The organism is Actinocrinis sp., from assembly GCF_035938995.1.
Lineage (GTDB): Bacteria > Actinomycetota > Actinomycetes > Streptomycetales > Catenulisporaceae > DASZGI01.
The window spans coordinates 25613-45102 of the sequence record NZ_DASZGI010000223.1; the positions used below are offsets into that span (position 1 = coordinate 25613).

Annotated in this window: 18 protein-coding genes; 5 read left to right on the forward strand and 13 right to left on the reverse strand. The window is 70.9% G+C overall.

Annotation, left to right across the window (positions count from 1 at the left end):
- Positions 1-9: 9 nt before the first annotated feature.
- The 6 genes from VGZ32_RS15915 to VGZ32_RS15940 form a co-directional block, all read right to left on the reverse strand.
- Positions 10-1527 carry an efflux RND transporter periplasmic adaptor subunit gene (locus tag VGZ32_RS15915; RefSeq protein WP_326886822.1) on the reverse strand — a complete coding sequence of 506 codons (1518 nt, stop codon included), beginning with the start codon at positions 1525-1527 and terminating at the stop codon, positions 10-12.
- A 133-nt stretch (positions 1528-1660) separates the two neighbouring features.
- Positions 1661-2776, reverse strand: coding sequence for a PLP-dependent cysteine synthase family protein (locus tag VGZ32_RS15920; RefSeq protein ID WP_326886823.1), 1116 nt, complete (start codon positions 2774-2776; stop codon positions 1661-1663).
- Positions 2777-2849: 73 nt separating this feature from the next.
- The gene (locus tag VGZ32_RS15925) at positions 2850-3104 is read right to left on the reverse strand and encodes a hypothetical protein (RefSeq protein WP_326886824.1); all 255 of its coding nucleotides are present in this window, start codon (positions 3102-3104) and stop codon (positions 2850-2852) included.
- Positions 3101-3670, reverse strand: coding sequence for a hypothetical protein (locus VGZ32_RS15930; RefSeq protein WP_326886825.1), 570 nt, complete (start codon positions 3668-3670; stop codon positions 3101-3103). The genes VGZ32_RS15925 and VGZ32_RS15930 overlap by 4 nt, the downstream gene beginning before the upstream one ends.
- Positions 3670-4194, reverse strand: a complete 525-nt coding sequence (locus VGZ32_RS15935) for a hypothetical protein (RefSeq protein ID WP_326886826.1) — start codon at positions 4192-4194, stop codon at positions 3670-3672. Before VGZ32_RS15935 ends, VGZ32_RS15930 begins: the two co-directional genes overlap by 1 nt.
- A gap of 94 nt (positions 4195-4288) precedes the next feature.
- Entirely contained in the window at positions 4289-5011 is a 723-nt protein-coding gene (locus VGZ32_RS15940; RefSeq protein ID WP_326886827.1) for a hypothetical protein, read from the reverse strand.
- A 318-nt stretch (positions 5012-5329) separates the two neighbouring features.
- On the opposite strand from VGZ32_RS15940, the gene VGZ32_RS15945 reads away from it, so the two are divergent.
- Positions 5330-7645, forward strand: a complete 2316-nt coding sequence (locus VGZ32_RS15945; protein WP_326886828.1) for an FdhF/YdeP family oxidoreductase — start codon at positions 5330-5332, stop codon at positions 7643-7645.
- A gap of 89 nt (positions 7646-7734) precedes the next feature.
- A complete protein-coding gene (locus tag VGZ32_RS15950) occupies positions 7735-8382 on the forward strand; it encodes a TetR family transcriptional regulator (RefSeq protein WP_326886829.1) in 648 nt (215 codons plus the stop codon).
- Positions 8383-8509: 127 nt separating this feature from the next.
- Here VGZ32_RS15950 and VGZ32_RS15955 read toward each other — a convergent pair whose 3' ends face one another.
- Complete coding sequence (locus VGZ32_RS15955; RefSeq protein ID WP_326886830.1) at positions 8510-9793, reverse strand: CPBP family intramembrane glutamic endopeptidase; 1284 nt, start codon at positions 9791-9793, stop codon at positions 8510-8512.
- Positions 9794-9921: 128 nt separating this feature from the next.
- Between VGZ32_RS15955 and VGZ32_RS15960 the strand changes: the two genes are divergently transcribed.
- Positions 9922-10605, forward strand: a complete 684-nt coding sequence (locus VGZ32_RS15960; RefSeq protein ID WP_326886831.1) for an ATP-binding cassette domain-containing protein — start codon at positions 9922-9924, stop codon at positions 10603-10605.
- Here VGZ32_RS15960 and hemB read toward each other — a convergent pair.
- The 6 genes from hemB to VGZ32_RS15990 all read right to left on the reverse strand — a co-directional run bounded on the left by hemB (position 10602) and on the right by VGZ32_RS15990 (position 17287).
- Positions 10602-11588 carry a porphobilinogen synthase gene (gene hemB, locus VGZ32_RS15965; RefSeq protein ID WP_326886832.1) on the reverse strand — a complete coding sequence of 329 codons (987 nt, stop codon included), beginning with the start codon at positions 11586-11588 and terminating at the stop codon, positions 10602-10604. The two genes, VGZ32_RS15960 and hemB, sit on opposite strands and share 4 nt — an antisense overlap.
- A 45-nt stretch (positions 11589-11633) precedes the next feature.
- Positions 11634-13328, reverse strand: a complete 1695-nt coding sequence (locus tag VGZ32_RS15970) for a bifunctional uroporphyrinogen-III C-methyltransferase/uroporphyrinogen-III synthase (protein ID WP_326886833.1) — start codon at positions 13326-13328, stop codon at positions 11634-11636.
- A 200-nt stretch (positions 13329-13528) separates the two neighbouring features.
- Complete coding sequence (hemC, locus tag VGZ32_RS15975) at positions 13529-14470, reverse strand: hydroxymethylbilane synthase (protein ID WP_326886834.1); 942 nt, start codon at positions 14468-14470, stop codon at positions 13529-13531.
- Entirely contained in the window at positions 14467-15771 is a 1305-nt protein-coding gene (locus VGZ32_RS15980; RefSeq protein WP_326886835.1) for a glutamyl-tRNA reductase, read from the reverse strand. The genes hemC and VGZ32_RS15980 overlap by 4 nt, the downstream gene beginning before the upstream one ends.
- Positions 15768-16607: a redox-sensing transcriptional repressor Rex gene (locus tag VGZ32_RS15985; RefSeq protein WP_326886836.1), complete on the reverse strand. Its 840-nt coding sequence runs from the start codon at positions 16605-16607 to the stop codon at positions 15768-15770. The genes VGZ32_RS15980 and VGZ32_RS15985 overlap by 4 nt, the downstream gene beginning before the upstream one ends.
- A 440-nt stretch (positions 16608-17047) precedes the next feature.
- Entirely contained in the window at positions 17048-17287 is a 240-nt protein-coding gene (locus VGZ32_RS15990) for a glutaredoxin family protein (protein ID WP_326886837.1), read from the reverse strand.
- A 197-nt stretch (positions 17288-17484) separates the two neighbouring features.
- Between VGZ32_RS15990 and VGZ32_RS15995 the strand changes: the two genes are divergently transcribed.
- Entirely contained in the window at positions 17485-18315 is an 831-nt protein-coding gene (locus tag VGZ32_RS15995) for an HAD-IB family hydrolase (RefSeq protein ID WP_326886838.1), read from the forward strand.
- Between the two features lie 337 nt (positions 18316-18652).
- Positions 18653-19471: an ECF subfamily RNA polymerase sigma factor, BldN family gene (locus VGZ32_RS16000; protein WP_414642551.1), complete on the forward strand. Its 819-nt coding sequence runs from the start codon at positions 18653-18655 to the stop codon at positions 19469-19471.
- Positions 19472-19490: the final 19 nt, after the last annotated feature.

Consider the following 19490-nt stretch of genomic DNA (forward strand, 5'->3'; position numbering starts at 1 on the left):
AGAAGACGCTCACCCGCCGCTCCTCGCGCCGCCGCCGAGCCCGCCGCCGACGCCGCCCAGTCCGCCGCCGATGCCGCCGAATCCGCGGCCGCCGGTGGTGGAGGTGGTGCTGGCCAGGCTGATCAGGACCTTCTCGCCAGCGGTCAGGCCGCTGGTCACCTGGGTGTCGGTGGTGCCGACCAGGCCGGTGGTGACGGGCGTGACGGTCTGCTTGCCGTCCGAGCCGACGACGGTCACGATCGAGCGGCCACCGAGCTGGGTGATGGCGGAGCTGGGCACGTACACGGCGTTGCTGGCCTGGCCGGTGATGATGGTGATGGCGGCGGACTGGCCGGGGCGCACGGAGGCGGGCACCGTCTGGGTCAGGTCCAGGGTGACCGCGTACTCGACGACGTTGGAGACCACGGTCGACGTCGGGGCGATCGCGGAGACCTGCGCGGAGTAGTTGGTGCCCGGCGCGGCGTTCAGGGTCAGGGTCGCGGACTGGCCGAGCTGGACCGAGGCGACGTCGGTCTCGGAGACGTTCGCGGTGACTTGGAGCTGGCCGAGGTCCGCCATCGTGATGAAGGTGCCCGAGCTTGAGGAGCTGGACGAGCCCGAGGACGACGAACCCGCAGAGGATGAGGAGCCGCCGCCCGCGCCGCCCCCGCCCGAGCCGGACGACCCAGACGAGGAGCTGAACGAGGAGGAGGCGCCGGTCGTCGAGGTGCCAGCGCTGACCTCGGAGCCGACCGCGCCGGCCACGGTCAGGATGGTTCCGTTCGTCGGCGCGGTGATGACCGTCGCGCTGACGGCGGTCTGCGCGTTGTTCACGGCGGCCTGGGCCTGGGTGACCGCTTCCTGGTCCTGCGCGATCGTGCTCGGGTCGACGTACGCGCTGGCCGCCTGCTGGTCCCTGAGGAGCTGAAGGGTGTTCTGCGCGTTGGTGACGGACTGCTGGTCCTGCGTGATCAGCGGTGCTGACTGGCATCCCGTCGACGACGAGCCCGACGAGCCGCCCTTGCCGGACGACGGCGAGGGCGTCGGCGTCGCGGTGCACTGCGGCAGGGCTTCGTCGTTCGAGAGGGTCTTCTGCGCGTTGGCCAGCGCGGTCTCATCGTTGTTGAGCTGGTCGTCGTTGACCGCCTGCTGAGCCGAGCTGGGACCGTTCTGTGCCTTGGCGAGATTGTCCTGAGCGACCGTCAGCTGCTGCTGCGCCTCGGTCAGCTGGAGGTTGGCCTGGGTGGGGTCGACCTTCGCGAGCACCTGCCCGGAGGTGACCTGCTGGCCGACCTTCACGTCGATCTCGGTGATTTTGCCGGCCGCGCCGAAGGCGAGGCTCGAGGTGGCGGCGAGCGCGAGGTTCCCGGACGCGGAAACGGAGGCGATGACGGTCCCCTGCTGCACGTTCGCGGTGCGCAGGGTCGAGGCGGTGGCGCTGTTGGCCGGGCCGACCGTCGCGTAGGCAACACCCGCGCCGGCCAGCACGAGCACGGCGAGCGACCCGTTCAGCACGAGTCGGCGGCGGGAGGACTTGAGCGGCGTCATGGGGCGGAGTGTTGGCGCCGAATCTGAAACCAATGTGAAGCGAGGCGGGTCTGCGCTGATTTCTCAGCGCCAATTCAGAAAACTGTTACCCGCCCATGACACTGCGAACTCAACCCGTGATCGCGGCGCCATTTCACGGCAAGCTACCGGTCGCCAAGAAGTCCCGCAGAGCACGGTCGTAGGGCGTGATGTCGATGCCTTGGCCGCTCAACCACCCGTCGTCGTAATAGGTATGGGCGTAGCGTTCGCCCCCGTCGCAAAGCAGCGTGACGACGGAGCCGTGCACCCCGGCCGCCCGCAATTCGGAGATGATGCGGAAGGTCCCCCACAGGTTGGTGCCGGTCGATCCACCGGCGCGGTGCCCGGTGCGCTCCGCCAGCAGGCGGGCAGCGGCGATCGAGGCGGCGTCCGGAACCTGGATCATCCGGTCCACGACGTCCGGGAGGAAGGACGGCTCGACCCGCGGGCGGCCGATGCCCTCGATGCGCGAGCCGCGTCCGGTCGTGAAGGCGGGGTCCTGGTTGGCCCAGCCGTCGAAGAAGGCCGAGTTCTCCGGGTCCACGACGCAGAGGCGGGTCTGGAGACGGCGGTAGCGCACGTAGCGGCCGATCGTCGCGCTGGTGCCGCCGGTGCCCGCGCCGACCACGATCCAGCAGGGCACCGGGTGGCGCTCGCGGGTCATCTGCTCGTAGATCGACTCGGCGATGTTGTTGTTGCCGCGCCAGTCGGTCGCCCGCTCGGCGTAGGTGAACTGGTCCATGAAATGGCCGCCGGACTCGGCCGCCAGCCGCCGCGACTCGGCGACCACCGCGGTGGGGTCGTCGACCAGGTGGCACTCGGCGCCGAAGAACTCGATCAGCGAGATCTTCTCCTTGCTGGTCGAGGCGGGCATCACGGCGATGAAGGGCAGGCCGAGCATCCGGGCGAAGTAGGCCTCGGAGACGGCCGTCGAGCCGGACGATGCCTCGATGACAGGGCGCCCCTCGCGAATCCAGCCATTGCATAGGGCGTAGAGGAAGAGGGACCGCGCCAGGCGGTGCTTAAGCGAGCCGGTCGGATGGGTCGACTCATCCTTGAGATAGAGGTCGATGCCCCACTCGGCGGGCAGTGGGACGACCAGCAGATGGGTGTCGGCGGAGCGGTTGGCGTCGGCCTCGACCTTCGCGATGGCGTCGTGGACCCAGTCGCGCCCAGCCTGGCAGGCCGCGTTGGTGCGGTCCTGGGTGCCGCCCGCCGCCCGATCGCCCATGATCATTCTCCCTCTGGCAACCCACACAACGTCGAAGAGCCTGATACACCGACGTTGACGGGCACACCCGTCTCTAACGACCGTAGCGCGCCAGCCAGGCGACGGCAGCAGCCAGGTAGCCGAGCAGCCCGAGGAGGCCGACCCCGGCCAGCGCGGCACCGGTGGCCACGTCGGTGCGGGTCGCAGCGGTCCACGCGGTGCCGCGTAGCTGGTCGCCGAGCACGAACGGGGCGGCGATCAGCCAGCCGCCGAGGAGGGCGAGCAGGGCGAGGCCGAGCAGCGCGGCCACCGGGGCGCGCAGCGCGCGGGCGATCGGACTGGGCATCACGGGCGGACACCGCCTTGGGAGCCGTCGGTGCGGCTTTTCAGATCCGCCGCGAGGGCGGCGACAAGTGGCGTGAGCAGTTCCCGCAGCGAGCCGATCGGGTCGGCAGCCGGTTCTGGGGGCAACGCGTCGGGCGCCGGAGCGGGTTCGGGGACGGTCGAGGCGGACGTCGCGTACAGCGGAGCGAAGGGCTCTGATTCGTCGGCGGTCGGCTCGGGTTCGGGCTCGGCGACAGGCTCTGTTTCCAGCTCGGCGCCGAGAGGTGCATGGAGCCTGCGTGCCAGGGCCGCGGCGAACAGGGCCGCGCTGATGAGCGCGACGGCCGCGACTGCCGCGCCCGTCGCAAGGTCGATCTCAGTGGTGCGTGGCGTGGTGCGGGCACCGTGACGGTAGTCGAGTGCGTATGGGGCGAGCAGGAGCCAGCCGCCGCCGAGCGCGCACAGCACTGCGGTAACGAGGCCGAGGTACGGCGCGAGCACGGGCACTGGTGGCGTCCACACAAACTGCGCGCCGGGAAGGTCGAGGGCCGGCTCGGCGGACGGTTCCACCCCAACGCCGGTCGCCGCCATCACAGCCGCTCCAATTCCATCGCGATGCCCCATGTAGCGGCCCGCAGGAGGGTGGTGAGGGCGGCCGGGCGCAGCACTTCCACGGCGGCGCGCCGGGCCCGCTCGGTCAGGCCGGTCAAGACGGCGCCGACCGGGCGGGCCGCCACCAGGCGCGCGGCGGCGCAGGCCAGGAGCGGGTAGGCGACCGGATCGTGCTCGAGCCGATCCGCCATCACCGCGAGCAGCACGCCGACCAGCGCCAGCTCCTGTTCCGGGCGCAGGCTCGAGAACGTCGCGGCGCCGGATCCGTCGGCGGCGCCGACCGCGCGGTCGCCCGCCGCGCTGTCGCGCAGGGCGAAGACGGCCAGCGAGCCGAGCGCGATGGCGGGGATCGCACCGAACAGCGCCGCGTAGTCGCGGTGGACGAAATCCTCCAGGCGGCCGCTTCCCAGATCGACGAAGCCCGGATCGGAAAGACGCTGGAGGAGCGCGAGAGCGGACAGGACGGTCACCGCCTTCCGTGGGCTGGCTGCAGGCGTGACCATGCTGCCAACCCGCGCGGGGCAAGTCAGCGATCTTCACACGCGGGTGTGAAGTCCCGTCCCCCGGCGGAGTGGGTGGAGCGGTGACCGGACCTTCTCAGAGCAGACCTGCGACGCCGTGGACGAGCGCGGTCACGTTGGACGGCAGAGCCTGCGCGGCGGACGTGACGGGCGCGAGCGCGGGCAGTGCCGGGAGGGGGAGCGGAGCCGGGGCGTTCACCAGGGTGGGCTGGGAGGCGACGGACTGCGGCGTGATCGGCGTGATGGACGAGAGCAGGCCGGTCGCTGCGAGGGGCTGCGTAACCGCCGGCGGAAGTGCGTTGCGGACCATGGGCACGACCGTGGAGCCCACGCTCGACAGCTGATTTACCACCGGCTGGACGGGCGAGTTCTGGAGGCTGCTCGTCTCGAGTGCAGTCGTCAGGAGCGCGGGTGTTTGGACGGTCGGTGCTTGCACTATCGGCAGTTGCACTGAAGGCACTTGGACGGCAGGGGCGTTGGCCGCGACAGGCAGGGCCGCAGCCGCGCGGCCTAGCGACGGCTGGACAGGTCCTCCCCTCGCGAGGGCGGGCTGGACTCCGGTGCGGCCTGCGGCCCTGCCTGTCGCGGCTCCAGCGCCAATGCCGCCGACGGGCACGGCAGCGGGGACGGTGTCGATCCGGGCGACCGGCACCGGCGCGCCGAGTCCGGCGGCGGCGAGGTCGACCGCGGTGCCGGTGAGCGTTCCGTCCGCGGACACGCCGGCCGCGTCGGGCGGGTCGAGCGCGGCGGCGGTGAGGCCGAGTCCGGTGAGCGTGGCGCCGACTGTCAGGGCGCCCATGGCGGCCGATCTGACCCGGGTGCGGGGTTTGGCATGTCTTGCCATCGTGGGGTTCCCTTCTCGCGGGGCGCGTGGGCGAACCGCGTGGGTTTCTATTGGAGTCAGCGCCCCGATCGGGGGTAGGTCGAATAACAGACAATTCACTCAATGGGGTGAGAGGGTGAATCCCGGTACGGTTGGGTACTGACCAGCCCGAACACCTGCTTCGACCCTGACCTGGCCGGACGCGCAAGCCCGTGGCGGGGATCGTCCTCGCCGCGGCCGTGACCTGGCGCTGGTCAGCTTCGAAGCCTCGACGACAGCCAAGGAGTCACAGCCATGGCCACCCCGGCGCCCGAGAACGATCCGCGCGAAGACGGCGTCGCCGTGGGCCCGGGCGAGACGTGGGCCGCGGGCGTTCCGGGGATCGCGCACGCGCTGCAGATCGCGCAGCAGCAGATGGGCGCCAAGCGGTCGGCGCTGACGCTGCTGAAGCTCAATCAGCGCGACGGCTTCGACTGCCCCGGCTGCGCCTGGCCCGAGAGCGCCGACCGCAGCCACTTCGAGTTCTGCGAGAACGGGGCGAAGGCGGTGGCCGAGGAGGCTACGCTGCGCCGGGTCACCCCAGAGTTCTTCGCCGCGCACCCGGTGGCCGAGCTGGCCGAACGGTCCGACTACTGGCTCGGTCAGCAGGGGCGCCTGACCGAGCCGATGTACAAGGCTCCGGACGACGAGCACTACCGCCCGGTGGGCTGGGACGAGGCGTTCCGGATCACCGCCGACGCGCTGCGTGCGTGCACGCCAGATGAAGCGGTCTTCTACACCTCAGGGCGCACATCGAACGAGGCGGCGTTCCTCTATCAGTTGCTCGTGCGGCGCTACGGCACGAACAACCTGCCGGACTGCTCGAACATGTGCCACGAGTCCAGCGGCTCCGCGCTGACCGAGACACTCGGAATCGGCAAGGGCTCGGTCTCGCTGGACGACCTGGCCAAGGCCGACCTGATCATCGTGGCCGGGCAGAACCCCGGCACCAACCACCCGCGCATGCTCACCTCGCTGGAGAAGGCCAAGCGCGGCGGGGCGTCGATCGTCGCGGTGAACCCGCTGCCGGAGGCCGGCCTGATCCGGTTCAAGAACCCGCAGACGGTGCGCGGCGTCGTCGGACCGGGCACCGCGCTGGCTGACGATTTCCTCCAGATCCGCGTCAACGGCGACCTCGCGCTCTTCCGCGCGCTGGGCCGGCTGCTGCTCGAGGCCGAGGACGAGGCGCCGGGGACCGTGCTCGACCGCGCGTTCATCGAGCAGCACGCGCACGGCTTCGCCGAATACGAGGCCGAGGTGCGCAAGACGCCGTGGGAGGACGTCCTCGAAGCGACCGGGCTGCCAAAGGAACGGATCGAGGCGCTGGCCGCCCGGGTGCGCGGGTCCGAGCGGATCATCGTGTGCTGGGCGATGGGTCTGACGCAGCACCGCAACTCGGTGCCGACCATCCGCGAGGTCGTCAACTTCCTGCTGCTGCGCGGCAACGTCGGGCGGCCGGGCGCCGGCGTGTGCCCGGTGCGCGGTCACTCCAACGTGCAGGGCGACCGCACCATGGGGATCTACGAGAAGCCCGCCGCGGCGTTCTTGAACGCACTGGCCGCCGAGTTCGGCTTTGAGCCGCCCCGCGAGCACGGCTACGACACCGTCGAGGCGATCCGGGCGATGCGCGACGGCAAGGTGGCGGTCTTCGTCGGGATGGGCGGCAACTTCGTCACCGCGACTCCCGACACCTCAGTCACCGAGGCCGCGATGCGCCGGTGCGGGCTCACCGTGCAGGTGTCCACGAAGCTGAACCGCTCGCACGCGGTCACCGGCGCGGCGGCGCTGATCCTGCCGTGTCTCGGCCGGACCGAGCGTGACGTGCGCGGCGGCCGCGAGCAGTTCGTCACGGTCGAGGACTCGATGTCGATGGTGCACGCCTCCCGCGGCCGCCTGGCCCCGGCGTCCCCGGTGCTCAAGAGCGAGGTCGCGATCGTGGCGGGGATCGCCGCGGCGCTGTTCGGCCCGGACGGCGGCGGAATCGACTGGGCGGCCATGGCGGACGACTACGACCTGATCCGGGATCACGTGGCGCGGGTCGTGCCGGGCTTCGCCGACTTCAACGCGCGGGTGCGGCGGGCGGACAAGCAGGCGGTGGGCTTCCAGTTGCCGCACGGCCCGCGCGACTCGCGGACCTTCCCGACCGCGACCGGGAAGGCGAACTTCACGGTCAACCCGCTGGACGTGCTCCGCGTCCCGCCGGGCCACCTGCTGCTCCAGACGGTCCGCTCGCACGACCAGTACAACACCACCATCTACGGCTTGGACGACCGCTACCGCGGCGTGAAGGGAGGCCGGCGGGTGGTGTTCGTGAACCCCGCGGACCTAGCCGAGCTCGGGGTGGCGGACGGTGCGTCAGTCGACCTGGTGTCGCGGTGGGAAGACGGAGTCGAGCGGCGTGCGCCGGGCTTTCGGGTCGTCAGCTACCCGACCGCGCGCGGCTGCGCCGCCGCCTACTTCCCCGAGACGAACGTGCTCGTGCCGCTGGACTCGACGGCGCAGGTATCGAACACTCCGACGTCCAAGTCAGTCGTCGTACGGCTAAGTCAGGAGCATTTTCACCGCGTGTAAGCAGATATTGCCGATTTGACCACCCACCAGATGGCTTAACCGATACGCCTCGCAAATGCAGGCTATCTAGGCGTAGATAAACTGACGGTATGACACAAGTGCGCACCGTTGACGGGCGGGTGGCCGGCCGCCGAGGCCAGGCGACCCGAACCCGGCTGCTCGAATGCCTCGCCGAAATGCTCACGACCACCGCCTACCGGGACGTGACGGTGATCGACGTGGCCAGGCTGGCCGGGACGTCACCGGCGACGTTCTACCAGTACTTCCCGGACATCCAGGCCGCGGTGCTGGAGCTGGCCGGCGACGTCCTGCGGGACGCGGCGGCGCTGCGGGACCTGGTCGCCGACCGCAGCTGGAGCGGACGGTCGGGCTCGGCCGCGGCCGGCCAGCTGGTCGACGGCTTCCTGAACTTCTGGCGCGATCACGACGCGATCCTCCGGGTGCTCGACCTCGCGGCGGCGGAGGGCGACCGGCGCTTCTCCCGCATCCGGATGAAGCTGCTCAACATCGTGGTGACCGCGGTGGCCGAGGCGATAACCGAGCTCCAGCGCACCGGGAAGGTGGACGGGGACGTGCTGCCGACCGCCACCGCGGGCGTGCTGGTCACGATGCTGTCCGCGTGCGCGGCGCACACGAAGGCGTTCGAGAGCTGGTCGGTCAAGGAAGCAGACCTGCGGGCCGCGCTGACCCGCCTGGTCGCCTGGGGGGTCACCGGGAAGAAGCCGGTCGCCGCCTAGTCGGAGCCATGCGCGGCGGCGGCGGGGCCGCCGCGGCTCCGGATCAGGACCGGGACCGATCAGGACACGGCGTCACTCAAGACACGGCGTTGATTAGGGCACAGCGTAGATCAAGACACAGGGTTGATCAGTAACCGGGGCCGGGCGCGGTGCGCCATTGGTTGAAGCGGCGGCGGGCGGAGCGGTCGGACAGCTCGATGCAGGCGATGACGATCAGCATCACGAAGGTGGCGAGCCCGAGCAGGATCAGCGTGAGGCCCGCGACCTGCGGAATCAGGCTGCCGGCGAACTCGATCCCGTCGTAGGCGGTGTGCGCGAGCACGATCGGCCACAGCAGCCGCCACCGCCGGTAGACCCAGATGTTGACGACCGTGAAGCAGATGACGCCGAGCGACGCCCAGCCGTAGTACAGGTGGAACGGGACGCGCAGCGCGATCGCGACCAGATAGATCACCCAGGCCCGCTTTGCGAACCCGGCCTGCTCGAGCGTCGTGGTGACCATGCCGGTGATCAGCACTTCCTCGCCCAGCCCGGCGGCGAGCGCGACCACCACGCCGACCGGGACGAGCCACAGACTGTTGCCCTGGTCGGGCGCGCTGGCCTGCTGCTTGCTGATCGCGACGTAAACGATCACGGTGACGAGGAAGGCGAGGACTCCCGCCATCGAGACGAAGAAGGCACGCGCGAACTGCCATCCCGGACCGCGCTGCGCGGGCTGGCGGACGTAAGGCGCGTAGCCGTACGGCTGGGGTGCACCGTAGGGCTGAGTCGCGCCATAAGGCGGCGGGTAGCCGGCATAGGCACCGGGCGGGTACTGCTGCGGATATGGCTGCTGGTAGGCGGGCCAAACTGGCATGGCCGGCGCAGCAGGGGGCGCGGGGCGGGAGAAGCGCCCGAAGATCGAGCTGAGAGTGAGACCGCGCTTGAGGCTGAAGTATCCGACGCCGAGGATGACGACGGCGGCCTGCATGATGTACTGCATGATCTCGCTGCCGGCGTCCAGCCAGCCCTTGACGACCTGGTCGGAGCTGAGCGAGGGGTCCGTGAGCAGCCCGACGGCGCTGACCACGCCGAGGCCGAAGGACACGAAGTAGACCAGGCCGATCTCGCGGAAGGCGCGCGCGGGGCTGATCTTCGGCGGCTGCGGCGAGGGAGCCTGCGCAGGCGGCGGTGCGGGCACCGGCGGCGGGAACTGGGGCGGCTGGTCGAAGGGTATTTGATCCCGAGTCGCCTGCTCGTAGAACTGTGGCGCGGACGGCGGTGGCATCGACGGGGCGGGGTAGGCCGGCTGCGGCTGCGGCTGAGCGGGGTACAACGGCTGCGCGGGCGCGCCACCCGCCGGGGACGCGAATCCCACCGCGCCCTCGGGCTCGGGTATCCCCCGCTCGGTCCCAGGTCCGGTGTGCTCCACAAACGCTCCCAGCTAGCTTCGGCCGGGCCGATCGACAGCGGCCCCATACACGAGTCTGCCCCTCTACAAGAGAATGAGTTGTATCACGCCGATCCCACACCCAGGGCTAGGGAAGTCTAAGGATTGCGTTGGAAGCTGCGCTGCAGGTAGAGGGCGTCACGGCCGGGTACCGGGGAGTGCCCGTGCTGCGCGACGTGACGTTCGCCGTCGCGCCGGGCACGGTCGTCGGGCTGGTAGGGCCGAACGGTGCGGGCAAGTCCACCTTGCTCGACGTCGTCTGCGGTGAGCTGCGGCCCAGCGTCGGCCGCGTGGTGCTGCTGGGGCGGGACGTCACCCGGCTCTCGGTCCGCCGTCGCGCACGGATGGGACTCGGGCGCACCTTTCAGCGGCTTGAGCCGTTCGGCTCGCTGAGCGTCGCGGACAACCTGCTGGTCGCGGCCGAGGCGGCGCAGGCCGCGGAGCCCGGCGCTCTCGTCCGCGACCTGCTACAACGCTTCGGGCTCGTCGACTTCGCCGACCATCCGGTGGCGATGGCACCCACCGGCGTCGCCCGCCTCGTCGAGATCGCGCGGGCACTCGCCGCCGGGGCGCGGGTCCTGCTGCTCGACGAACCCTCCTCGGGCATGAGCGAGGCGCAGGTGCGGGAGTTCGCCGAGACGGTGCGCGCGCTGCGGGCCGGCGGTCTGTCGATCCTGCTGGTCGAGCACGACACGTGGCTGGTCGCGGCGGTGTGTGATGCGGTGTACGAGGTCAGCCGGGCCGGTTCGGGGTTGCGGGCTTCAGGGGTGCGCGCTTCGGGACTGGGGGCTTAGCCGAGCAGGCGGATCGCGTCCAGCGCCCAGTAGGTCAGGATGATCGACGCCCCGGCCCGCCGGATCGCGGTCAGCGTCTCGAGCACCGCCCGGTCCCGGTCGATCCAGCCGTTCGCCGCGGCCGCCTCCACCATCGCGTACTCGCCGGAGATCTGATATGCCGCCACCGGGACGTCCACCTCGTCGGCGACCATGCGCACGATGTCGAGGTAGGACCCGGCGGGCTTGACCATAACCAGGTCCGCGCCCTCGGCGATGTCCAGCCGCACCTCGCGCAACGACTCAAGCGCGTTGGCCGGGTCCTGCTGGTACGTCTTGCGGTCGCCCTGGAGCTGCGACTCGACCGCCTCGCGGAAGGGTCCGAAGAACACCGAGGAGTACTTCACCGCATACGCGATCATGCCCGTGTCCTGGAAGCCCGCCGCGTCCAGGGCCTTGCGCACGTAGCCGACCTGACCGTCCATCATTCCGCTCGGGCCGAGCAGGTGCGCCCCGGCGCCGGCCTGCGCGAGCGCCATCTCCGCGTAGACCTCGAGCGTGGCGTCGTTGTCGACCGTCCCGTCGGCACCCAGCACGCCGCAGTGGCCGTGGTCGGTGAACTCGTCGATACACAGGTCGCTCATGATCACGGTTTCGTCGCCGACCTCGTCGGCCACCTCGCGGATCGCCCGTTGCAGGATTCCGTCCGGATCGACGCCTGCCGAACCCACCGCGTCGCGCTGCTCGGGGACCGCGAACAGCATCAGGCCGCCGACCCCGGCCGCCACCGCGTCACGCGCCGCCTTGCGCAGGCTTGGCAGGGTGTGCTGGACCACGCCCGGCATGGACGCGATCGGCCGCGGCTCGGGCGCGCCCTCCTTGACGAACATCGGCAGCACGAAGTCCGCCGGGTGCAGCCGGGTCTCGGCGACCAGCCTGCGCAGCGCGGGAGTGCGCCGCAGCCGACGGGGACGTGCGTGCGGGTACTGCGATTGCACGGTCATAGGTTTAAGCGTAGTCCCGGCGTTCTCGAGCTTTGACCGGGTTCCCTATTTCGCCCGGCGGGCCCGGGACGAGCGCCGTTCCGACGGACGCGTCACCGGCTCGCCGGCGGCGAGCGCGGCCTCCCGCCGGTCCCGCCCGAACTCGGCCAACGCCTCGGCCAGCACCGCCGCGCTCGGTGTCGGCGCCAGCACGTCGACCCGCAGCCCGTGCTCCTGCGCGGTCTTCGCGGTGGCCGGGCCGATGCACGCGATGACCGTCGTGGCGTGCGGCTTGCCGGCGATGCCGACCAGGTTCCGGACGGTGGAGGAGGAGGTGAACAGGACCGCGTCGAAGCCGCCGCCCTTGATCGCCTCGCGCACCTCGGCGGGCGGCGGAGCGGCGCGCACGGTGCGGTACGCGGTCACGTCGTCCACCTCCCAGCCGAGCTCGACCAGGCCGGCGACGAGCGTCTCGGTGGCGATGTCCGCCCGCGGCAGGAACACCCGCTCGATCGGGTCGAACGCGGGATCGTAGGCGGGGAAGTCGTCGAGCAGGCCGACCGCGGACTGCTCGCCGGACGGCACCAGGTCGGGGACGACGCCGAAGGCCCGCAGCGCGGTCGCGGTCTGCTCGCCGACGGCCGCCACCTTGATCCCGGCGAAGGCCCGCGCGTCCAGCCCATAATCCTCGAACTTCTCGCGCACCGCCTTGACCGCGTTCGCCGAGGTGAAGGCGACCCACTCGTAGCGCCCGGTGACCAGGCCCTTGACGGCGCGCTCCATCTGCTGCGGGGTGCGCGGCGGCTCGACCGCGATGGTCGGCACCTCGTGCGGCACCGCCCCATAGGACCGCAGCTGCTCACTGAGCGCGCCCGCCTGCTCCTTGGTGCGCGGGACCAGCACCCGCCAGCCGAACAGCGGCTTGGTCTCGTACCAGGACAGCTCGGCGCGCCGATCGACGACCGAACCCACGACCACCACAGTATCCGCAGCGGGGTTGGATACGCGCTCCGCCTTCAGGACCGCGGCGATCCGGTCGAGCGGCCCGGTGACCGTGCGCTGGGAGGTCAGCGAGCCGTCGACGGTGATCGCGACCGGGGTGGTGCCGGGGCGGCCGGCGGCCAGCAGTTCCGCGGCGACCTCTTCCACCCGGTCGCCGATGCCTATCAGGACCAGCGTGGAGCTGGCCGCGCCGGCCTCGCCGAGCTGCCGGTGCCAGTTCGACCAGGCGTTGAAGTCGGCGTTGGAGTCGACGCGGGGCGCGGCCAGCAACCGGACGTCCCCGATCGGGCCCGCGGTCAGCGGAATGCCGGCGAACGCGGGGACCGCGGTGGCCCGGGCCAGGCCCGGTACGACCTCGAACGGCACCCCGGCCTTGGCGCACTGCGCGGCCTCGGCCTCGAGCGGGCCGAAGAGCCCCGGGTCGCCGTCGAGGAGGCGGACCACGAACTTGCCCGCCTTCACCGCGTCGCTGATCGCCTCGAAGCGCAGCACCGAGGCGAACGTCTCCACCCCCTCGACGTCGCCGTCGGGTGAGGCGCAGAGGCGGGTCGGCGGCACCTCGATGACGTGGACCGCGGTGCGGCAGCGCGGGACGAAGCGGTCGCGCAGCCCGGACTCGAGGACCAGGACGTCCGCCTCGGCGAGCAGCGCCGCCGCGCGGACCGTCAGCAGGTCGGGGTCCCCGGGCCCGGCGCCGACGAAGCTGACCCGGGCCCGCGACGCCGCCCCGGCCTGGGATGACGCCGCGTCAGAAGACACTGTATTGGAAGGCGCCGCGTTAGAAGGCACCGCATCAGAAGCTGTTGCGTTGGATGACACCGCATGGGAGGACACATCAGATGACGACGCAGCGTCGGCTGATGTGACACCCGCGGTTGTGACATCCGCGGTCGCCGGGCCGGCCGGAGCCGTCGCGACGAGAGGTTGGTTGGCGGCTGGCTCGGTGGTGACGCTCACGGTCACGACTGTTTCCCCATCAGGCCGGCGGCCCCTTGGTCCAGCATCCGCGCGGCGAGCTCGCGCCCGATCCGCTCGGCGTCGGCCGCGGGTCCGGTGGCGGACATCCTGATCGACCGGGGGGCAGCAACCCCGTCGTTGGCTGACGTGACCGCTTCGGTCACGGTCCCCGTCAGCTGTAGCTCGTGCCCGGCGGCGACCGCGTAGCCGCCTACCGGCGCAGAGCACCCCGCTTCGAGCGCGGCAAGCAGCGCTCTCTCGGCCGCGACCGCGTGGCGGGTCGGGCCGTGATCAAGCGCGGCGCGCAGGAGCTCGGTCAGCTCCCGGTCGTCCGCGCGGCTTTCGACGGCGAGCGCGCCCTGGCCCGGTGCGGGCAGCAGCGCGGTCGGCTCGAAGAAATCGGTCGCCTCGCCGATCCGGTCCAGCCGGTTCAACCCGGCGTAGGCCAGCACGACGGCGTCGAGACTGCCGGCGGTGACGTACCCGATGCGGGTGTCGACGTTCCCGCGGATCGGCACGATCTCCACGTCGGCGCGCAGCAGGCGCAACTGTGCCGCGCGGCGCGGCGACCCGGTGCCCACGCGCGCGCCGGACGGCAGATCGGCGAACTTGAACCCGTCGCGGGCGACCAGCACGTCGCGCACGTCCTCGCGCTCCGGCACGGCGGCCAGCGCGAGCCCGGCGGGCGCGGCGGTCGGCAGGTCCTTGAGCGAGTGGACGGCGAAGTCGATCCGGCCGTCCAGCAGCGCGTCGCGCAGCGCGCTGACGAAGACCCCGGTGCCGCCGATCTGGGCCAGTGCCTCGCGGGAGACGTCGCCGAAGGTGGTGATCTCGACCATGTCGACCGGCCGTCCGGTCGCCTCGGTCACGGCGCGGGCCACCAGCCCGGACTGGGCCAGGGCGAGGGCGGAGCGGCGGGTGCCCAGCCGCAGCGGCACGGTCATGTCGGGGTCTCCTCGATGGGCTCGGCCCGGCTGACCACGGCGACCGCGGCCGGGTCGAGGTTGAAAAGTTCGCGCAGCGCGGTCGCGTAGGAGGTGCCGCCGGGGTCCGCGGCCAGCTGTTTGACGCGAACGGTCGGCTCGTGCAGCAGCTTGTCCACGACGCGCCGCACCGTGTTGGCGACCTCGGCGCGGGTCTTCGGGTCGAGATCGGCCACGCGCGCGTCGAACCGCCCGAGCTCCGATTCGACCAGTACCGCGGCCATCCCGCGCAGCGCGGCGACCGTGGGCGCGACGGTCGCGGCGCGCTGGTTGGCGTCGTAGTTGGCGACTTCCTCGGCGACGATCCGGCGGGCCGCCTCGACGCTCGAGGCCTCGACCCGCTCGCCGCCGTCGCGCTCCGCGGCGGCGATCCGCTCCAGGTCGATCAGGGTGATCCCGGGCAGCGCGCCGACCTCCGCGGCGACGTCGCGGGGCAGCGCCAGGTCGATGATCACACCCGGCCGGGAGTCGCCGAGCACGTCGGCGGTCAGCACGGTTCCGGTGGCACCGGTGCAGGAGATGACCAGGTCGGCACCCTCCAGCGCGCTGCCGATCCGGTCCAGCGCGACCGTCTGGCCGCCGACCGCGGTGGCGAGGCGCTCGGCCCGCTCCGGGCTGCGGTTGACGATCGCGAGGTCGAGCCCCGGGTAGAGCCGGGCCAGGGTGGTGGCGGCGAGCGCCGACATCGAGCCGGCGCCGATCACGACGGCGTGGGCCGGCGCGGCCGGGCCGAGCACCGGCTGGGCGAGGTCGAGGGCGGCGGTGACCAGCGACTGCCCGGCCTGATCGAGGCCGGTCTCGCTGTGTGCCCGCTTGCCGACCCGCAGCGCGGTCTGGGCCAAGTCGTTCAGGACGCGCCCGGCGGTGCCTGCGGCCTGTCCGGCGGCTAAGGCACCGCGCAGTTGCCCAAGGATCTGCGGCTCGCCGACGACCATCGAGTCCAGGCCGCAGGCGACGTTGAACAGGTGCTGGACCGCGCGGTTGTCGTAATGCACGTAGAAGTGGCTGGTCAGTTCCTCCAGCGGCACCCCGGTGTAGTCGTTGACCAGGTCCGACAGGTCGGCCAGGGCGCCGTGGAACTTGGCCACGTCCGCGTAGATCTCGAGCCGGTTGCAGGTGGCGACCGCGATGGCCTCGTTGACGTGCTCGGTGCCTACGGCGTCGCCCAGAAGCTTGCTGACCTGGTCCGGCGGGAGGGCCACCTGCTCGAGCAGCGGAATGGGAGCGGTGCGGTGCGACAGTCCGATGATCAGAAGGCTCACGCCGGCCTCACCTCGTCGTAGCGGGCGTTCGCGGCCGGAGCGGCGTCGTCCGCGGTATAGCTGGGGTAGTCGAACTCGCCCGGGTTCACCGGGTCCTCGCGCACCGGGCGCACCGCGCGCGGGCCGCGCAGCACGGCCCGCGGCAGCCCGGAGGTCTTGCGCTGCTCGTGGAACGCGAGGATCTGGAGTTCGATGGAGAGATCCACCTTCCGCAGGTCCACCCCCTCGGGGACAGTCACCACGGCCGGCGCGAAGTTCAAGATGGAGGTGATGCCGGCGGTCACCAGCCGATTCGCGACCTCCTGCGCGGCGTGCGGGGGCACCGCGATCACCGCGATGGAGATGCCGTTCTCCGCGATGACCTCGTCGAGTTCGTCGATGTGGCGGATCACCAGGCCGGCCACCCGGTTGCCGGACAGCCGGGGGTCGGCGTCGAGCAGGGCGGCGATGCGGAAGCCGCGGCTGACGAAGCCGCCGTAGTTGGCCAGGGCGTGGCCGAGGTTTCCGATGCCGATGATCGCGACCGGCCAGTCCTGCGACAGGCCCAGCTCGCGGGAGATCTGGTAGATGAGGTACTCGACGTCGTAACCGACACCGCGGGTGCCATAGGAGCCCAGGTAGGACAGGTCCTTGCGAAGCTTTGCCGAGTTCACCCCGGCGATCACGGCCAGTTCCTCCGAGGAGGCGGTGGCGATGCCGCGCTCGACCAGACCGTGCAGAGCGCGCAGGTACACCGGCAGCCGGGCGACGGTCGCCTCCGGGATAGCGGACGCGGCCCGTCCGGTCGGCCCTTCACTCCCCCGGCCCGGCGGGCCGTCGGTTCGCAGTGTGGCCATCGTGCTCCTAGGCGCTGTCACGGTGAGACTGTTGCCGGAGCGCGCCACGGTTTGTGGGGCTGCCTCAGCACCTTCTCGACAGAGTAGGACCTTGTGAACGAACGCACAAAGTTCCTGTCCGGATCGTTAGAAAAGTCTGTTATCGGCCAGAACGTCCCCCTCCGTGGTCACTGACCAGGTCGGAAGCGTTCGCCGCGGTGGTGCCGGAAACCGGGATGCGACCCATATCACAGTAGCTTGAGCTCGATTCCCAGCGGGTTCACAGTAAAGCGGCACACTAGCAGGCACGATGGAATCTCAAGGGCGCCGTCGACTGCCCGATCGGCGACCGCGGCCAGTGGGATGAGGGGTGTAATCGCCACAAGAGCTATCGGGCCGATTCGCCCTAGAGCGGCACCTAAGGCAGCCTTGATCGGCCCTGGGCGTGCGGCATTGGATTTTCAGCTCAGCGCGGCACGCAGGCGGGCCTCGTCGACCCGCCAGAAGTCGTGCCGCTTCCCGTCGACCAGGGTGACCGGGATCTGCTCCCAGTATTCGTCGGCGAGCCTCTGGTCAGCGGTGATGTCGAGTTCGGTCCAGCCGACGCCCAGATCCTCCGCGACCTGTGCGACCACGGCGCGCGCCTCGTCGCACAGGTGGCAGCCGGGTTTGCCGATAAGAGTGATCCGGGACTCGCTCATGCCAGCAGGGTATAGTCGCCGGACTGTAACCGTCCGGGCACTAAGCCAGGCCATGAAGTTACCGGTACCCGAGTATGGTCTCAGCCATGGTGCCTCATTCCGTGCCTGAAGTGTCAGCAGTCCCGGAGATAACAGCAGCCGTGTCCAAGCCGGTGGCTCCGGGGCGGGAGAGTGCAACCTCGACCGTGGCGAGGTGCGTGACCTCGGAAGCGGCCGCCCCGAACCACGCCGTCAGCGCCACCGGCGCGGCGGCGTTCTTCGATCTGGACAACACGCTCATCCAAGGCGCGTCGCTGTTCCACCTGGCCAGGGGGCTGGCCGCGCACCGGTTTCTGAGCGGTCGCGAGGTCGCCAAGTTCGGCTGGGACCAGTTCACCTTCCGGATGCGGGGCGAGCGGGCCGGGCAGCTGGAGACCACCCGCAACCGCGCGCTGTCCTTCATCGCCGGCCACACCGCCAGCGAGCTCGTACAGATCTGCCACGACATCTTCGACGACTACATGGAGTCGAAGATCTGGCCGGGCACCCGGGCGCTGGCCCAGGCCCACCTCGGCCGGGGCGAGCCGGTCTGGCTGCTGACCGCCGCGCCGACGGAGCTCGCCCAGATCGTCTCGGACCGGCTCGGCTTCAGCGGGGCGCTGGGCACCGTCGCCGAACGGGTGGACGGGGTGTATTCGGGCCGTTTGTGCGGACAAGTCCTGCATGGACCTGCCAAAGGCGCCGCGATGCGAGCGTTGGCGGACCGTGAGGGCTACCGTCTTTCCTCATGCCATGCCTACTCCGACTCGGCGAACGATCTGCCGATGCTCACCGCGGTCGGCTACCCGCACGCGGTGAACCCGGACCACCGGCTGAAGCAGTACGCGGTGAAGCAGGGCTGGCCGGTCGTCGAGTACCGCGCCGGCGTCAGGTTCCTGCGGGTGGGCCTCCCGGCCGCGGCGGGGATCGGGGCCACCGCGGGTGCCGTGTCGGCGGGCGTGGCGCTGCGCCGCGCCGGGCGCCGCAGAGCCGAAGTGACACGCCATTAGTTCCGAGCACAGGTACGCGTGCCTGCTTAAGGCGCTGCTCTACATGCGTTTTGCGTACTTGCAGTAATCTCTCGGTCACAAAGCGGTATCCTCATGGAGCGCTCGGCACGTCCGGGCCGGTCGTACCAAACCCGCACACGAGGGGTGAGATTTTCCCTACGATGTGGAGACGGCCAACAAGCGGTGATCGCCTACGCACGCTCGGTCATGACCGGTCCGCCGGTCCGACCGGAAGGTCCGCAGCCCACGCGGGCCGCTGCCCCGGCGCCGTACCGGAGCCGCGCTTCCGCGGCGGCTCGCGGTGAACTGACGCGAGCCCTCGAACAGCTGGAGTCCCGTGCATCGAGACGTCAGAGCCGAGTTGAGCGGCCTGTCCGGCCTCCGGACGGCCGTTGCCGCGATGACGGCTTCGGCGGTTCCCCGCCAGCCGGCGCCCGCCGGTGCGGACCGCACCGGCCCCATCCAGACAGGCCCCACTCGCACCGGTGCGGTAACCGGTGGCCCGAGCCAGAACGGCCAGAACGGTTCAGGGCCTGGTGCCCCGACGCAGGCTTCCGGGCCGCATTCGGACGACCGCGACCGCTTCGCGGACAACGCGAAGGACGCCGAGTCGCTGCGGATGCTCGCCCTCGTCGAGCTCGCCCAGCAGGGCGACGGCGAGGCCTTCGGGCAGCTGTATGACTCCTACTCAGACACCGTCTACCGCTACATCTACTACCGGGTCTCGAACCGGCAGCTCGCCGAGGACCTGACCAGCGAGACGTTCCTGCGGGCGCTGCGCCGGATCTCCACCTTCACCTGGCAGGGCCGGGACTTCGGCGCCTGGCTGGTGACCATCGCGCGCAACCTGGTGGCCGACCACTTCAAGTCCAGCCGGTACCGCTTGGAAGTGCCGACCGGTGAGATGCTGGATTCGGACGAGACGGAGTCGTCGCCGGAGGACTCGGTGCTGGCTTATTTGTCGAACAAGGCGCTGCTCGACGCGGTGTGCCAACTCAACTCGCAGCAGCAGGAGTGCGTGACGCTGCGGTTCCTGCACGGGCTGTCGGTGGCCGAGACGGCGAAGATCATGGGCAAGAACGACGGGGCGATCAAGACGCTCCAGTACCGGGCGATCCGCACCCTGGCCCGGATGCTTCCGGTGGATCTGCGTTGACGGACGATCATATAGGCGT

Bases quoted from the DNA above. Each gene is read 5' to 3' on its own strand.
- VGZ32_RS15915 (WP_326886822.1), bottom strand. From the start codon at position 1,527: ATGACGCCGCTCAAGTCCTCCCGCCGCCGACTCGTGCTGAACGGGTCG.
- VGZ32_RS15920 (WP_326886823.1), bottom strand. From the start codon at position 2,776: ATGGGCGATCGGGCGGCGGGCGGCACCCAGGACCGCACCAACGCGGCC.
- VGZ32_RS15930 (WP_326886825.1), bottom strand. From the start codon at position 3,670: ATGGCGGCGACCGGCGTTGGGGTGGAACCGTCCGCCGAGCCGGCCCTC.
- VGZ32_RS15935 (WP_326886826.1), bottom strand. From the start codon at position 4,194: ATGGTCACGCCTGCAGCCAGCCCACGGAAGGCGGTGACCGTCCTGTCC.
- VGZ32_RS15940 (WP_326886827.1), bottom strand. From the start codon at position 5,011: ATGGGCGCCCTGACAGTCGGCGCCACGCTCACCGGACTCGGCCTCACC.
- VGZ32_RS15945 (WP_326886828.1), top strand. From the start codon at position 5,330: ATGGCCACCCCGGCGCCCGAGAACGATCCGCGCGAAGACGGCGTCGCC.
- VGZ32_RS15950 (WP_326886829.1), top strand. From the start codon at position 7,735: ATGACACAAGTGCGCACCGTTGACGGGCGGGTGGCCGGCCGCCGAGGC.
- hemB (WP_326886832.1), bottom strand. From the start codon at position 11,588: ATGACCGTGCAATCGCAGTACCCGCACGCACGTCCCCGTCGGCTGCGG.
- hemC (WP_326886834.1), bottom strand. From the start codon at position 14,470: ATGACCGTGCCGCTGCGGCTGGGCACCCGCCGCTCCGCCCTCGCCCTG.
- VGZ32_RS15985 (WP_326886836.1), bottom strand. From the start codon at position 16,607: ATGGCCACACTGCGAACCGACGGCCCGCCGGGCCGGGGGAGTGAAGGG.
- VGZ32_RS15990 (WP_326886837.1), bottom strand. From the start codon at position 17,287: ATGAGCGAGTCCCGGATCACTCTTATCGGCAAACCCGGCTGCCACCTG.